Origin of the sequence: Adlercreutzia faecimuris (genome assembly GCF_022669055.1) — a bacterium.
Lineage (GTDB): Bacteria > Actinomycetota > Coriobacteriia > Coriobacteriales > Eggerthellaceae > Enterorhabdus > Enterorhabdus faecimuris.
Genome location: NZ_JAJMLW010000002.1, coordinates 432,381 through 445,717, shown reverse-complemented (window position 1 = coordinate 445,717; position 13,337 = coordinate 432,381). Strand labels below are relative to the sequence as shown.

At 64.2% G+C, this 13,337-nt stretch carries 14 protein-coding genes; 12 read left to right on the top strand and 2 right to left on the bottom strand.

All coding sequences use genetic code 11. The annotated features are described in order from the left end of the window. Window positions 1–79 precede the first annotated feature (79 nt). Both LPT13_RS07080 and LPT13_RS07075 read right to left on the bottom strand, forming a co-directional pair. Window positions 80–352 carry a hypothetical protein gene (locus LPT13_RS07080; protein WP_242165006.1) on the bottom strand — a complete coding sequence of 91 codons (273 nt, stop codon included), beginning with the start codon at window positions 350–352 and terminating at the stop codon, window positions 80–82. Between the two features lie 16 nt (window positions 353–368). Then, window positions 369–1,643: a Y-family DNA polymerase gene (locus LPT13_RS07075; RefSeq protein WP_242165004.1), complete on the bottom strand. Its 1,275-nt coding sequence runs from the start codon at window positions 1,641–1,643 to the stop codon at window positions 369–371. 776 nt (window positions 1,644–2,419) lie between these two features. Between LPT13_RS07075 and LPT13_RS07070 the strand changes: the two genes are divergently transcribed. The 12 genes from LPT13_RS07070 (at window position 2,420) to LPT13_RS07015 (ending at window position 13,333) form a co-directional block, all read left to right on the top strand. Further along, window positions 2,420–2,680: a helix-turn-helix domain-containing protein gene (locus tag LPT13_RS07070; RefSeq protein WP_242165002.1), complete on the top strand. Its 261-nt coding sequence runs from the start codon at window positions 2,420–2,422 to the stop codon at window positions 2,678–2,680. A gap of 49 nt (window positions 2,681–2,729) precedes the next feature. Next, window positions 2,730–2,978 carry a helix-turn-helix domain-containing protein gene (locus LPT13_RS07065; protein WP_242165000.1) on the top strand — a complete coding sequence of 83 codons (249 nt, stop codon included), beginning with the start codon at window positions 2,730–2,732 and terminating at the stop codon, window positions 2,976–2,978. Continuing rightward, window positions 2,975–3,412 carry a helix-turn-helix domain-containing protein gene (locus LPT13_RS07060; protein WP_242164998.1) on the top strand — a complete coding sequence of 146 codons (438 nt, stop codon included), beginning with the start codon at window positions 2,975–2,977 and terminating at the stop codon, window positions 3,410–3,412. The genes LPT13_RS07065 and LPT13_RS07060 overlap by 4 nt, the downstream gene beginning before the upstream one ends. A gap of 16 nt (window positions 3,413–3,428) precedes the next feature. Beyond that, window positions 3,429–4,244 (top strand): ATP-binding protein, encoded by an 816-nt coding sequence (locus LPT13_RS07055; RefSeq protein WP_242164996.1) that lies wholly within the window; start codon window positions 3,429–3,431, stop codon window positions 4,242–4,244. A 184-nt stretch (window positions 4,245–4,428) separates the two neighbouring features. Further along, window positions 4,429–5,172, top strand: a complete 744-nt coding sequence (locus LPT13_RS07050) for a hypothetical protein (protein WP_242164994.1) — start codon at window positions 4,429–4,431, stop codon at window positions 5,170–5,172. A gap of 16 nt (window positions 5,173–5,188) precedes the next feature. Then, window positions 5,189–5,734, top strand: a complete 546-nt coding sequence (locus LPT13_RS07045; protein ID WP_242164992.1) for a hypothetical protein — start codon at window positions 5,189–5,191, stop codon at window positions 5,732–5,734. Then, the gene (locus LPT13_RS07040) at window positions 5,731–7,557 is read left to right on the top strand and encodes a VirD4-like conjugal transfer protein, CD1115 family (protein ID WP_242164989.1); all 1,827 of its coding nucleotides are present in this window, start codon (window positions 5,731–5,733) and stop codon (window positions 7,555–7,557) included. Before LPT13_RS07045 ends, LPT13_RS07040 begins: the two co-directional genes overlap by 4 nt. Before the next feature lie 187 nt (window positions 7,558–7,744). Continuing rightward, the gene (locus LPT13_RS07035; RefSeq protein ID WP_160325015.1) at window positions 7,745–7,960 is read left to right on the top strand and encodes a hypothetical protein; all 216 of its coding nucleotides are present in this window, start codon (window positions 7,745–7,747) and stop codon (window positions 7,958–7,960) included. A 13-nt stretch (window positions 7,961–7,973) separates the two neighbouring features. Continuing rightward, window positions 7,974–8,378, top strand: a complete 405-nt coding sequence (locus LPT13_RS07030; protein WP_242164987.1) for a PrgI family protein — start codon at window positions 7,974–7,976, stop codon at window positions 8,376–8,378. Window positions 8,379–8,478: 100 nt separating this feature from the next. Next, on the top strand, window positions 8,479–10,917 hold the full coding sequence (locus LPT13_RS07025) for a VirB4-like conjugal transfer ATPase, CD1110 family (RefSeq protein WP_430622575.1): 2,439 nt from the start codon (window positions 8,479–8,481) through the stop codon (window positions 10,915–10,917). 694 nt (window positions 10,918–11,611) lie between these two features. Continuing rightward, window positions 11,612–12,559: an NlpC/P60 family protein gene (locus LPT13_RS07020; RefSeq protein WP_242164983.1), complete on the top strand. Its 948-nt coding sequence runs from the start codon at window positions 11,612–11,614 to the stop codon at window positions 12,557–12,559. A 15-nt stretch (window positions 12,560–12,574) separates the two neighbouring features. Beyond that, window positions 12,575–13,333 (top strand): hypothetical protein, encoded by a 759-nt coding sequence (locus LPT13_RS07015; RefSeq protein ID WP_242164980.1) that lies wholly within the window; start codon window positions 12,575–12,577, stop codon window positions 13,331–13,333. Window positions 13,334–13,337: the final 4 nt, after the last annotated feature.

Genomic DNA, 13,337 nt, shown 5'->3' with positions numbered 1-13,337 from the left:
CGGGCTGCACCGGCAAGCGGATTGGAGCCGCATATTAGAAATGGATGGGCGGGGCCCCGCGCCGCGTCGATATGAGCCGCTAGGAGACGAGCTCGTCCGGCACGATCTCCTCCACGAACCAGCGCGGGTCCTCGTAGTAGAGCTGGGTGATGCGCTCGCCGATGCGTATCGTGTAGCAGATGCCGTCGCCCCCGACCTTGCGCGACGAGGACCGGCGGACGCTGCGCACGTCGTCGATGGCGTAGGTCTTGCCGTCGTACCACTGGATAGAGAGCGGCCGAACGCGACCGTCCTCGTCCATGCGGGCGGTGACGGACACGTAGCGCTTGCGCCAGCCGTCGGCTCCCTTCATGCCCGTCACCTCCTTCCTACCTCAGAAACCCGATCGGATGCACGGTGTTGTCCCGCTTGATGTCGAGGCCTCCCATCACCTCGTCGGTGAGCTCCACCGCGCGGTGCACGCAGCGGTTGCCGAAGCGGGACCTGAGCTCGTCGATGGCCAGGTCGAGCCTCTCGGCCCTGAGCGCCTCCTCGGCGTCGCCGAAGATGTCGCACTGCAGCGGGTCGTCCATCGAGGAGAGGTTGGTTGCGCGAACGTGGATGGCGCGGATGGCGTGCTCCTCGTCGAGCGGCTGGTTCGCCTCGATGAGCCCCATCGCGAGCTTCGCGACGTCCGAGGTCAGGCACGTCGGGATCCGCAGCGTCGTCTGCCTGGAGTACCCGGACAGATCCCCCGCGCGCCTCACGCCCACGGATACCGTGCGGCACCTGAGGCGCGACTCGCGCATCCTCTGGGAGACCGATTCGGAGAGAAGCCACACGAGCGCCTTCACGTCCGACTCGCACACGAGGTCGCGCGGGGCGGTGAGCCCGTTGCCGATGCCCTTCACCACATAGTCGACGTCGGCCTTCGCGGGATCCATCTGCCGAACCGGGCTCCCGTCGATGCCGTTGGCGAAGTCGCGCAGCATGAATCCGATCTTGCCGAAGCGCCTGCCGAGGAAGTAGTCGCCCGCATGCGCCAGGTCCCCTATGGTCTCGTAGCCCGCCGCGCGGAGCTTGCGGGCGGTGGCGGGGCCGACGTAGATCATCTCGGATGCCGCCATGGGCCAGGCGACATCGCGGTAGTTCTCGCGCGTGATCGAGACGATCCCGTCACCCGGGTCGGTGTCGCTTCCGAGCTTGGCGAACACCTTGTTCCACGACACGCCGACGGAGACCGTGAGCCCGAGCTCGTCCTTCACGCGACCAGATATCTCATTCGCCACGAGCATCGCGTCGCCCCCGAAGAGCTGCAGGGAGCCCGTCAGGTCGATCCAGGACTCGTCGAGCCCGAAAGGCTCCACGAGGTCGGTGTACTCGTAGTAGATCATGCGGGCGAGGCGCGAGTAGCGCTTGTAGGCGGCGTAGTCCGGCGGCACGACGACGAGCCCCGGGCACTTCTGCCTGGCCTGCCATATCGCCTCCGCCGTCTTCACGCCGCAAGCCTTGGCCTCTCGCGACTTGGCGAGGATGATCCCGTTCCGGCGCTCCGGGTCGCCGGCGACGGCCACCGCCCTGCCGCGAAGGCGCGGGTCGAGGTGCTGCGCGACGGATGCGTAGAAAGCGTTCATGTCGATATGCATGATCACGCGCTCGCGCACGGAGCACCTCCTCATTGTATAGGAACATATGTTCGTTATTTGAATTACCTATGATGCGCTTTCCCGACGACCTAGTCAATCGAACAAATTGTGTTTTCCCGGTGCGGGGCCGGGGCCCGGCTGCGGGGTCAAATTGGCCCCGCAGCTCCGACCTGGCGTTTTTTCCGAAAAGCGCGACGGCGCCCACTTCCCGCCATCCCTGGGGGATGCGCCCCGGGCGGCCGCCTGGGAGCCGTGCACGCCCGACCCGTCATATCCGGGCGGAATCGGTAACAGATCGCCAACATCGCATACTAGTCCTTCACATTCAAGAGGGGTGTCCCATGGATGCACATCTTTATCCTTGCTCCAGGCGTAGGATGTACGCATCGCTGCATTCGATCGAGAGTGCAGCGGGCAGGATGACCGACCACGAGTAGATGCGCAGGAAGGAGGGCGTGACGATGGAGATCGAACTGCCCTCTCACCACCTCCTCGCGAGCACTCGGTCGAAGGAACCGCGAACGGTGATGACGAAGCCTTGACGCGATTCCGCAAAGCCTGCAAATAGCCTCGACTATACGTCGGGGCTTTTTTATTCACCAGAGCAGGGTCGCAAGCGACGGCGCAAGCCCCGATTGTGCGCATTTTGCGGAAGACGTGCTTAGGGACGCTTAGGGACGCCTAACCGCGACTTCCCATTTGCCGACGCCGGAAGACCCTGCAACCATCTGCGAACCAACAGCGCTCACAAGCGCTCAACCGAAATCAAGAGGAATCGAGCAGGAGGAAGCGAAATGGACAACGGAAGCCAGCGCGGTCACGCGGCGTTCCCGGACATGGAAGCGAAGCGCCCGGACGGCGACGTGCCGGAGGAGGGCATCGAGGAGCTGCTCGATGTCAAGTACGTCGCCTCGAAGCTGAAGGTGTGCACCGCCACGGTCTACAAGATGGTCCGCGAGGGCAAGATCGAGGCAGTGCACCTCAACCGCCTCGTGCGCATCACCCCGAAGGGATACAAGCAGCTCATAGAGAAGCGATCGAGGAAGGGGCTCTAGGGCGCCATCCGGCCGGGCCTGCTCGCAAGCAGACAGGACTTTCGAAGATATGACAGAGACCAGAGAGACAGAGACGAAGCATCAGGTGCCGATCCAGGACATCTACTCGCCCCACGAGGCGGCCGCGCTGCTCGGGATGAAGGTGAACAGGATCTGGGAGCTCGCGAGGGGCGGAGACGACCCCTTCCCGCTGCGCAGGCTCGCCGGGATGAAGAGGGGGTCGATCGTCTTCCGCGACGAGATGCTCGACTGGACGCGGCGCAACTTCGGCCTCGTCTCGGAGAGGCGCAGGAAGTGAGCGGCAGCGGCGAGAGGGACGACGGCGACGCGTTCCTCATCGTCCGGCCGTTCATGTGGAGGGAGCTCGGGCTCAAGGGCGTGCAGCTGCTCGTCTTCGCCCGCGTCTACGGCTTCTGCGCAGGCGGCGGCAGCTTCTACGAGAGCCGTAGGAGCACCGCAGCGTACCTCGGCATCTCCGAGCGCTCCGTCATACGCGCCGTGGGCGAGCTCGCGGACGGCGGCCTGATCGTCGAGGAGGGCCCGGCATGGGCGCCGGACGGCTGCTCCACCCGCTGCTACCGGCTCGGCGGCGCCGCACTGCGCCATACGGGCGACAAAACGTCACCCCCTGACATCAAGGGCGCCGACCCAGGGCCGGGAGGTGACACCCCGGCACCTGCGGGGGTGAAGACCTGGCACCTGATAAGTAAAGAAGAAAACAAAGGATTCTAAAAGAAAGGCGACGAAGATGGGCGACGAGATCAAGCGGAGGGGCTCGGAGCTGCTGACTTACAGCGAGGCGAAGGCGCGGAAGATGGACGTGCCGGAGCCCGATCCCGTCAGCTGCGAGTGGTGCGGAAGCCCCCTGGAGCCGATCGGCATGACGGGGTTCCGGGGCGCGTTCCACTGGATAGGGGCCGAGCCGTGCGGCTGCGAGGGCGCCGCCAGGGAGCGCGAGGAGCAGAGGCGGCGCGAGGAGCTGGAGGAGAAGTCCAGGCTGCGCGAGGCATTCGTCCGATGCGGCGTGAAGAGGAGGTTCCTCGACGCGACGGTCTGCCACGCCGGCCTGTCGGCCTACCTCGACGGCTTCTCGGACAGCCCGGGGGTTGGCCTCTACATCTGCGGCCCCTCAAGGGCCGGCAAGACCTACGCGGCATCGGCGATAGCGATGGCTTTCTGCGCGTCCGGGTACAGGACGATCATGACCACGTCCCTGTCGATGCTCGACGCCGTGAAGGCCAGCTTCGACGGCGACGCCAAGCACGGCATAGCCAGGTTCGCGTCGTGCGACGTCCTCATAATCGACGACATCGGCAAGGAGAACGCCAACTCCTGGGTGATGACGACGCTCTTCCAGATCGTCAACGAGCGCTACGAGGCGATGCGGCCGACGATAGTCACATCGCAGTACCTGCCCGACGAGCTCATGCGGCGGATGTCCCGCAACGGCGAGAAGGAGAGCGCCATCGCGATCACGGAGAGGCTCAAGGAGACATGCCGGCTCGTGCGACTGCCGAGGCGCACGAATGTGAATCTGATGGAGGACGTGCTTAGGGACGCTTAGGGACGCAAGGCGGCACAGCGCGGAGCGCACGCGACGAGCGCGTCGGCTATAAAGCACCCAAGCGGCGGGGCAGCAGACGCCAGCCGAAGCGCAACGAATAAGGGAAACGGGCCGAGACAACCACGCGACCCCGCCGCGCCCTTTAGATCGAACGGCTGGAAACACAGAAGCAGAGGATGAGGAAATGTACAACATGGCACCGGCAACCCCGGAAGAGCAGAAGAGCCTTGAGGAGGCATGCCAGAAGAACGGCTGGCTCAAACGAGGCGGCTTCGCTTGGCAGGACGACCCATACCTTGAGGAGTACCCCTACGAGTTCGACAGGTGCTTCTCGATGGACGACCTCTCGGACTTCCTCAAGGCAGGCAACTGGGCGATCCGACAAGGCGTCATCTACGGCGACCTCGCCTTCATACAACAGGTCGACGGCGGCGACGAGTGGTGGACGCTCAAGCAAGACGGCCCCGATTGGGTGCCCTTCGAGTCGCTCAGCCTTCAGGCGATAGCCAAGGAGCACTCGGAGCTCGTGCGCTATGTCGCCGGGATGCGGATCGCCACCGTCGACGAGTGCAAGCACCTCGACTACCTGCCGATAAACGCAGGGCTTACCTGGGGCGGAAACGCCTTTCCCTACCTCGACGACGGCTCAGTCATAGCCAGGGGCGAGAACTTCCTCATGTCGGTGGAGGGCAACTACCTGGGCAAGATGCTCACCTTCAAGGGCATAGACCTGATCGACATCCCTGAGGAGGAGCAAGAGGGCATGACGCTCCTGCAGGCCATCAACGCCCAGCTCAAGGCGTACGAGGCGCAAACAAAAGAGCCCGCGATCCCGACCCTGGAGCAGCGCAGCCAGGAAGCAAGGCTCGCCGCAGAGCACCAAGGCAAAGCCGAACGCGCAAGCGATGCGCGATCGAACGAGAGATAGACGAAGGAGGCAGGAAATGGCAAGCGATTTCGGAGACGAGTCGGGAGAGAAGCTCTTCGACTGGTTCCTCAGGATGGGCCAGGACATGAGCGAGGAGGCGCTCCGCGCCTCGGCCGAGAGGCTCAAAGGCGCGATCCAGAACCTTCGCGGGAACTTGGAAGACGCCGCCCCGCAGCAAGACGAGAAGGTGCGCGAGTTCGCGCGCCTCGACATGTCCGAGTTCGAGGAGCTCCCCGACTACGAGAGCCTAAAAGCGATCATTGGCGAGAGGCTCGACGATGCGGCCATTGAGCACGACTTCGCGAAGGTCGACGGCCACGACCACCTGGTGTTCCGCATCGCGGACGCGCCGGAGGTCGACGAGGTGTTCGCCGGGCTTGAGCAAGATGTGGATGCAGAGCTTGAGCGCGCCTGCGAGGCGCGCGAGATCGAGCTCACGGAGGCCCGCGACCAAGAGCCCCTTGAGGACAAGGCCAAGGCAGCCCGCGAGGCATCAAAGGCCGCCCATGAGGCGAAGGACGCCGCGCGCGAGGTCGAGCGGGTCGAGGTGAAGAGCCGATGAGGGCGGAGCTCTCGCTCATCGCAGCGCTCTCCGCCATCGCGTTCCTCGCAGGAGACGCCGCCGCGGCCGTCCTCTGCGCCATGGGCAACTCGGAGGGCGACGTCGCAAGCGCCGCCCTGTCCATGGCGCAAAGCGGCACCCTGCTGTCCCTAGAGCCCCTGCCACTCGCCATCGGCGCGGCATGCGCCTGCGCGGTCTGGCTCGTATGGGTGCGCTGGTGGGAGCGTCGCGGCCGCTACCGCAAGGGCGAGGAGCACGGGTCGGCGCGCTGGGCGACGCAAAAGGAAATGGAGGCGTTCTCGGACAGGAAGGACGCCGACAACAACATCCTGCTCACCGAGCACGCCAGAATACGCCTCATCGACAAGACCCACGACCAGAGGACCGAGACGAACAACAACGTTCTCGTCATAGGCGGCCCCGGCACCGGCAAGACGCGCTACTTCGTGAAGCCCAACCTCATGCAGCTCAACGCCAACTACTTCATCACCGATCCCAAGGGCACGCTCATCCACGACATGGGGTGGGTGCTCGAAGACGCCGGATACGAGATCCGCACCTTCGACACCATCGACTTCACCCGCTCCCTCCACTTCAACCCCATCGAGTACATCAAGGGCGAGGCTGACACGCTCCGTTTCGTGGAATGCCTCATCCGCAACACCACAGGAGACGACCAGCACTCAGGCGACCCCTTCTGGGAGAACGCCGAGAAGCTCCTCTACACCGCGCTCATCTCGTACCTTCTGCTCCACTGCCCCGAGGAGGACCATAGCGTCCCAGGGCTGCTCTCGCTCTTGGCGCTCGCCGACGCGCGCGAGGACGACGAAGACTACATGAGCCCGCTCGACATGCTCTTCCACGAGATTGAGACCGGCGAGAGGCTCATGAGGGTGGCAGAGTCGAGCGGCTACGACATCTCATCGCGAGAGTTCCAGCCGGCATCGAGCGGCTATGCCTGGGTGAAGGTCGCGAAGCCCGTCCGTCCGGAGGACGACTTCGCGCTCGCGAGCTACAAGCAGTTCAAGGTGGCCGCCGGGAAGACCCTGAAGTCGATCATGGTCTCGTGCAACGTGCGCATGAAGCCCTTCGACATCGCCGAGATGAAGGAGCTGCTCGCCTACGACGAGATGGCGCTCGACCACCTGGGGGACGCGCGCGCCAAGGTGGCGGTCTTCTGCTCGATGTCGGACACGGACTCCACCTTCGACTTCGTCTTCGCGCTGCTCATGCAGCAGGCGCTCGACACCCTCTGCGAGGCGGCGCTCTCACGCTTTTCGGGCGCTCTCCCCAGATGCGTGCACTTCGTGTTCGACGAGTTCGCAAACATAGGCACCATCCCAGACTTCGAGCGGATGATCACGGTGACTCGAAGCCGCAACATCGCGGTGTCCATGATCTGCCAGTCGCTCTCCCAGCTCGACGAGAACTACGGGGAGAACAACGCGGCGACCATCATGAACGCATGCGACACGCTGCTCTACCTCGGGGGCAAGTCGGCGGACACAAACCAGAAGATTGCGGACATGATCGGCAAGCAGACAGTGGCCAACGTCTCCGTGAACGACTCGCGCGGCGCGAACCCCACCTACACGCACAACTACGGGCTCATCGAGCGCGACCTCATGCAAGCGAGCGAGGTGTCCCGCATGCCCCGCGACCAGGCGCTCGTCCTCATCAACGGCGCGCAGGCCTACCTGGACAAGAAATACCCGCTGGATGCGCACCCGAGGCGAGAGTCGCTTGAGGCCGCGAGCAAGCGCGGCGCATTCGACTTCAAGCGGTATCGCGCGCGGAGGGAGGGGATGCTCATGGGCGAGTGAGTAAGCTGCGGCAGGCTAAGCCTCCAAGTACCGGCAATGATTCCACGCACCACCGGTCGCCGCAGCCAATCAAGACGCAAAGGAGCGCATCGCGCCCTTCGCAACTACCAATTATACCCTCGCCCGCAAGGGCCCCATTCCACTTCAGGGGCGCATGCGGGCAATCAAGACGCAAAGGACAAAGAACATGCTCGCAAACATCATCAGCCTGGTCTCCGGCTGCGTGACCTTCCTCGGCGGTTTCCTCGTCGTATGGGGCGCGGTAAGCCTGGGACTGGCGATCCGTGAACAGCAGGGAGGCAGCCAGATCGCCTCCGCAATTTCCACCATCGCGGGCGGCGCGATTATCATCGCCGCAGCGGTCTACTTCGGGATGCTAGACACATCCTGGCTCCCATCGTAGGGGCGTGGTCGCCATGTCACTGCAGATCCCCATACAGAAGGACATCGGCGAATACGAGGAGAAGATCGTCGGCAAGCTCTCCTTCCGCACGCTCGTGTGCGTGGCAGGAGGCTTCGGCTCGGCGATCCTCGTTGCAGCCCTATGCCACTTCTGGATAGGCATCGAGGTCGCGGACGCAGCACTTCCCGTCATGTGCGCATCCATCCCGTTCTGGCTCGCCGGTTTCTGGCGGCCCTTCGGCATGCGCGCGGAGAAGTTCGCGCCGCTGCTCGCTAACCACCACCTGAAAGACCAGAAGCTGCTCTACTCGTGCCCCGCCGCCCCCGACCTCCAGAAGGCCGAGGCGGGCAGGCCCACAAGGCGCGCGAGACGGGCAGCCCGACGCAAAGGAGCTGAAGGCAATGAGCCATCCCGATAAGAAGACATCTGATCCAAGGAAGCGAAAGGAAGAGAAGAAGGCGCTCAAGGGCAAGCGGAAGGCGGCCCGGAGCAAGGCGAGGTCGCATGCTGGCGCTGGGATGCTGCGCCAGATGATGGGTGGCTCATCGAACGCCGACCGCAGCAGGAAGGCGCACGAGGAGAAGGTCGCGGGCCAGAAGAGGGCGCGCGCCGCCGCGCGGGACATATCCTCCTTCATCGGCTACGACGCCATCTATCGCGACGGCATCGCCCAGGTCGAGGAGGGGCTCTTCTCCCAAACCGTCGAGTTCGCCGACATCTCCTACCAATCGGCGCGCAAGGAGAGCCAGCAGAACATCTTCACCGTGCTCTCCTCGCTCTACAACTACTTCGGCGCGGATTCCTCCGTGCAGCTCACCATAGCGAACGTCCCGATCCCCGACGAGGAGATCGGCAACAAGCGCTTCTTTCCGGAGTCCGACCAGGACACGGCGAGATACGCCCGGGAGTACAACCAGATCTTGAACGACAAGATGCGCGAGGGCGTCTCGAACCTCACTCGCCACCGCTACCTCACCTACATGGTGGGAGCTGCCGACGTAGACGAGGCCGTGCCGAAGCTCGCCCGGATCAAGGGAGACGTCACCGACACGCTCTCCCGCATCCGCTGCGAGGCGCACGCGCTCGACGGCGCCGAGCGGCTGCGCGCGATCCAGTCGCAGCTGCGCCCACGATCGCCCTTCACCTTTTCATGGGACAAGATCAGCCCGAGATCGAACGTGCGCACCAAGGACCTCATCGCACCGGCGCTCATAGACTTCAAGCCGGACGGTCGATCAGACATCTTCAAGGTCGACAAGACGTACGGCTGCGTGCTCTCGATCCGCACGTTCGGCTCGATGCTTGAGGACCACTACCTTGCCAACATCATCGACCTGCCGATGCCGCTCTCAGTGAACCTCCATATCCAGCCCATCGCTCAATCAGACGCGCTCGCGCTCGTCAAGCGCCAGCTGGACTGGATGGACAAGGAGATCATCGACGAGCAGATGAGCGCGATGAAGAAGGGCTACGACTACACGATCCTACCGCCCGAGCTTCGGTACTCCAAGGAGGAGGCGGAAGAGCTCCTGGACTTCCTGCGCAACAAGAACGAGCGCCTCTTCGTATACACAGGACTCGTCTACGCCTACGCCGACACGGTGGAGGAGCTTGAGCGCCAGGTCGAGCAGATCATCTCGGTCGGGCAGGGCAACTCCCTCGGCATCGAGCCCCTCTACTACCGACAGCGCCAGGCGCTGAACTCGGTGCTGCCCTTGGGGCTGAACCACATAGACGTCACCCGCTACCTCACCACGGGCCAGATCGCCATGCAGATGCCCTTCGCCTCGTTAGAGCTCAACCAGGAGGGAGGCGGCTACTACGGGCAGTCCAAGCAGTCCGGCAACCTCGTCATCTGCAACCGCAAGAAGCTTGCGAGCCCCATGGGATTCGTCTGCGGCAAGCCGGGCTCCGGCAAGTCGTTCTCAGTGAAACGCGAGATCACCAACACAGTGCTCGCATACCCCGACGACGAGATCATCATCTTCGACCCGGCCGGAGAGTACGGGAACCTCATCGAGGCCCTGGGAGGCGTGAACGTGCGGCTAGCGCCCGATGCCGACACTGCCTTGAACCCCTTCGACCTCACCGACGTCGAGGGCCGCGCCGACGCCGCGCAGCTCGCGTTCAAAATCGATGCCTTCTTGGCCTTGTCCTCAGCCATGATGGCGGAGTCGTCCGAGGGCCTGCCCGAGGCGGACAAGTCCATCATCACGCGCTGCGTCGAGGCGGCGTACGCAAGGCATGCCGAGGACGGCGCGACACCGACGCTCACCGACTTCCACGGGATACTGCTGCAGCAGCCCGAAGGCGAGGCGCGCGACATCGCGCTCAGATACGAGCGCTACGTCACGGGCGCGCTCTCCTTCTTCAACCGGCAGTCCAACATCGGATTCGCGAACCGCATCACCAACATAGACCTGCACGACCTCTCCACCAACATGCGCGTCTTCGGAATGCTCACAGCTCTAGAGACCGTGAGGAACCGCATGTACGCGAACTTCGAGCGAGGGGTCACCACCTGGCTCTACATCGACGAGGTGCAATCGCTCTTCGGCCATCCCACCATCATCGACTACTTCGCGAAGTTCTGGGCGGAGGGGCGCAAGTTCAACCTCATCTGCACGGGCATCTCCCAGAACACCTCCCACATGCTCACCCATGAGCGCGCGCGGACGATGGTTCTCAACTCGGACTTCTGCCTGCTGCACAAGCAGGCGGCCCAGGACCTCGCGTCGTGGGCGGAGATGCTCTCGCTCTCCGCTGCCGAGAAGGAGTACATCGACGAGTCGATCAAGGCAGGAGAAGGCCTTCTCGTGGCGGGAGGAGCGCGCGTGCCCATCCGGGACGACTTCCCCAAGGGCCTGCTCTACGACCTCTTCAACACCAAGCCGGAGGAGATCGCGCAGCTAAAGCGCGCCAAGGCCTTCAACGACAACGCCAGGAAGGGCGCTTGATCGTATGGATGCAAAGGAGCTCGTACAGGATAGCAGCGCCATCTCGGACATCGTCACCGCACGCAAGGTCGATGCCGTGAGCGCAGGGATCGTCAAGGACGACGAGTCCCAGAAGCTCTCCGTGCTCACAAAGCGGGAAGACGCGCTCGGCGTGCGCGCGTCGAGAAAGCGCGACAAAGCCAACAGGACAGCGCGCGCAAAGCAGGCTGTGTCTGCATCGAGTTCGGGCGCTGAACCCAAAGACCTCGAATCGTCCAACGAATACGCCGAGCCGACCGATGCGAAGGACAAAGCGCTGCGCGCCCGCCAGATCGCAATGCGGGAAGCAGTGTCCGAGCTCGACGACACCGACGAGTTCGAGGGTGCCCAAGGCGCATACGATGCCGGGAGGACGACCAAGCGCGCAGCGAGCTATGCACGAAACGCACGCAAGAGCGATGCTGCAAGCGCTGCTGGCAAAGTCGAAGGATCCGCCAAGCGCGCAAGCGCCCTGGGTGCCAAGAAGTCAGGGGCTGCCAGGGCGTCAGGGGCGAGCGGCGCACAGGCGCAGGCGACGCAGCACGCCGCAGCGCAAGCTGCGGGAACGGCCGCCAAGGCTTCCGCATCGACGTCTGGGAGCACGGCGGTCGCGGGCACGCTCGGGGGAAGCGGTCTCGCCGCAGCGGGCGGGGTCCTCTGCGGAGTCATCGCCTTCGTGCTCATAGCCCTCCTCGTGGGCCAGATGGTATCGGCGCTCTTCGGGTTCTGGGATGCCGAGGACAAGAAGCGATCCATGGAGGGCCTTCCGCCCTACATCACCTACGAGATGGTCGAGGAGGCCATCCGCTGCCAGGAGGAGTACGGGCATCCCGCAGGCTGCACCATCGCCCAGATCATCGCCGAGTCCGGCCAGGGAGAGTCCATGAGCCAACTTGCGACGCGCGACCACAACCTCTTCGGCATGAAATGGACGGCGAGCTTCGCCTCCGCCCCCGAGGTCGCGGGAAAGGCCGGATGGTCCACCAAGGAGGAGTACACGCCCGGCGAGATCACCACCATCACCGCGTACTTCACGGTGTTCAAGGGCGACGTCGAGTGCATACGCTTCCGCAGCCGCGTGTTCCTGCAGGCGTCCCACTACCGCAACAACGCACTCATCCGCGAGGCGATATCGGAGAAGTCGTCCGACAAGATGGCCGAGGGCCTGAAGGACGCGGGCTGGGCCACGAGCTCAAGCTACGTGGAGAGCCTGAAATCCATCATGGACACCTACAACCTGCGAAGGTTCGACTCGATGAGCGTCGAGGACCTTGATCGCGGGGCGCTCTCGGGCGATGTCATCGTGCAAGCCGCATACAGCCAGCTGGGTGTTCCCTACGTGTGGGGCGGCTCGACGCCCGGGGTAGGCCTCGACTGCTCGGGCCTCACGCAGTACTGCTACGCGAAGGCAGGCATCCAGATACCGAGGCAGTCGGAGGCCCAGGCCGCCTTCGGAAAGAAGGTCCCCGTCTCGCAAGCGAGCCCGGGCGACATCCTCTGGAGGCCGGGCCACGTGGCCATATACATCGGAGGAGACCAGTACATACACGAGCCGCACACAGGGGCGGTCTGCACCATCGCAAGCGGCGCGTCGTACTTCACGAGCGCCATCAAGATCAGATAGGGAAAGGATCCGGACATGACTAGGAAGAACAAGATCATGGCAGCCGCAGCGGCAATAGCGCTGCTCCTGCTGGTAGGATCGGGCGTCGCGCGTTGCTCGCTCGCGACCGAGGACATCCAGGAGACCGAGAGCGCCGAGGCGGTGCTGCGGGAGGAGGCCGTCAGCGAGGCAGACCCGGAGGCCGAGTCTGCCGACATCGACGAGGCCGCCGACATCGACGAGGTCTCCGGCCTCGCGGGCCTCGTCGGCACCTCATGGGTGGGGGCGGACGACCCGACGCTCACGCTCACCATCGTCGACGGAGCATTCGTCGAGGGCAAGGAGGGCAGCAACACCGTCACGTACTTCACCGTCGACTCGGAAGAGGAGTCCAACGGGGACATCACGGCCACCGTCCTCGCCTCCAAGTCCATGACAGAGGCGGCGAGCCCCGTGCTCGTCACGGTACACGAGGAGGCGGGGCGCACCCTCATCGAAAGCGATGCCTTGGCAACGACCTATGCCTCCGTCCAGACCGAGACCAAGTCACTATCCTTCACAGGCGTGACCAGTAAGCTCGAAGAGGCGCTCGGCGTCGACGCCGCGAAGGTCGAGGCCGCCGTCGCGTCCCGTGCCGCAGCGGTATCGCCTGATACCGCCCGCGCGATATGGGACGCCGAGGTGTGGATCGACTTCGCTAACGACACCGCCACCACGAGCTTCACGCTCGACGACGGGGCATCCACCATCGTGTCGGTGACGAGGAACGCCGACGGCTCCATCGAGGCGCTCTGATGGG

Coding starts and splice junctions, on each gene's coding strand:
- LPT13_RS07080 (WP_242165006.1), bottom strand. CDS start 352: ATGAAGGGAGCCGACGGCTGGCGCAAGCGCTACGTGTCCGTCACCGCC.
- LPT13_RS07070 (WP_242165002.1), top strand. CDS start 2,420: ATGGACAACGGAAGCCAGCGCGGTCACGCGGCGTTCCCGGACATGGAA.
- LPT13_RS07065 (WP_242165000.1), top strand. CDS start 2,730: ATGACAGAGACCAGAGAGACAGAGACGAAGCATCAGGTGCCGATCCAG.
- LPT13_RS07055 (WP_242164996.1), top strand. CDS start 3,429: ATGGGCGACGAGATCAAGCGGAGGGGCTCGGAGCTGCTGACTTACAGC.
- LPT13_RS07050 (WP_242164994.1), top strand. CDS start 4,429: ATGTACAACATGGCACCGGCAACCCCGGAAGAGCAGAAGAGCCTTGAG.
- LPT13_RS07045 (WP_242164992.1), top strand. CDS start 5,189: ATGGCAAGCGATTTCGGAGACGAGTCGGGAGAGAAGCTCTTCGACTGG.
- LPT13_RS07040 (WP_242164989.1), top strand. CDS start 5,731: ATGAGGGCGGAGCTCTCGCTCATCGCAGCGCTCTCCGCCATCGCGTTC.
- LPT13_RS07035 (WP_160325015.1), top strand. CDS start 7,745: ATGCTCGCAAACATCATCAGCCTGGTCTCCGGCTGCGTGACCTTCCTC.
- LPT13_RS07030 (WP_242164987.1), top strand. CDS start 7,974: ATGTCACTGCAGATCCCCATACAGAAGGACATCGGCGAATACGAGGAG.
- LPT13_RS07025 (WP_430622575.1), top strand. CDS start 8,479: ATGCTGCGCCAGATGATGGGTGGCTCATCGAACGCCGACCGCAGCAGG.
- LPT13_RS07015 (WP_242164980.1), top strand. CDS start 12,575: ATGACTAGGAAGAACAAGATCATGGCAGCCGCAGCGGCAATAGCGCTG.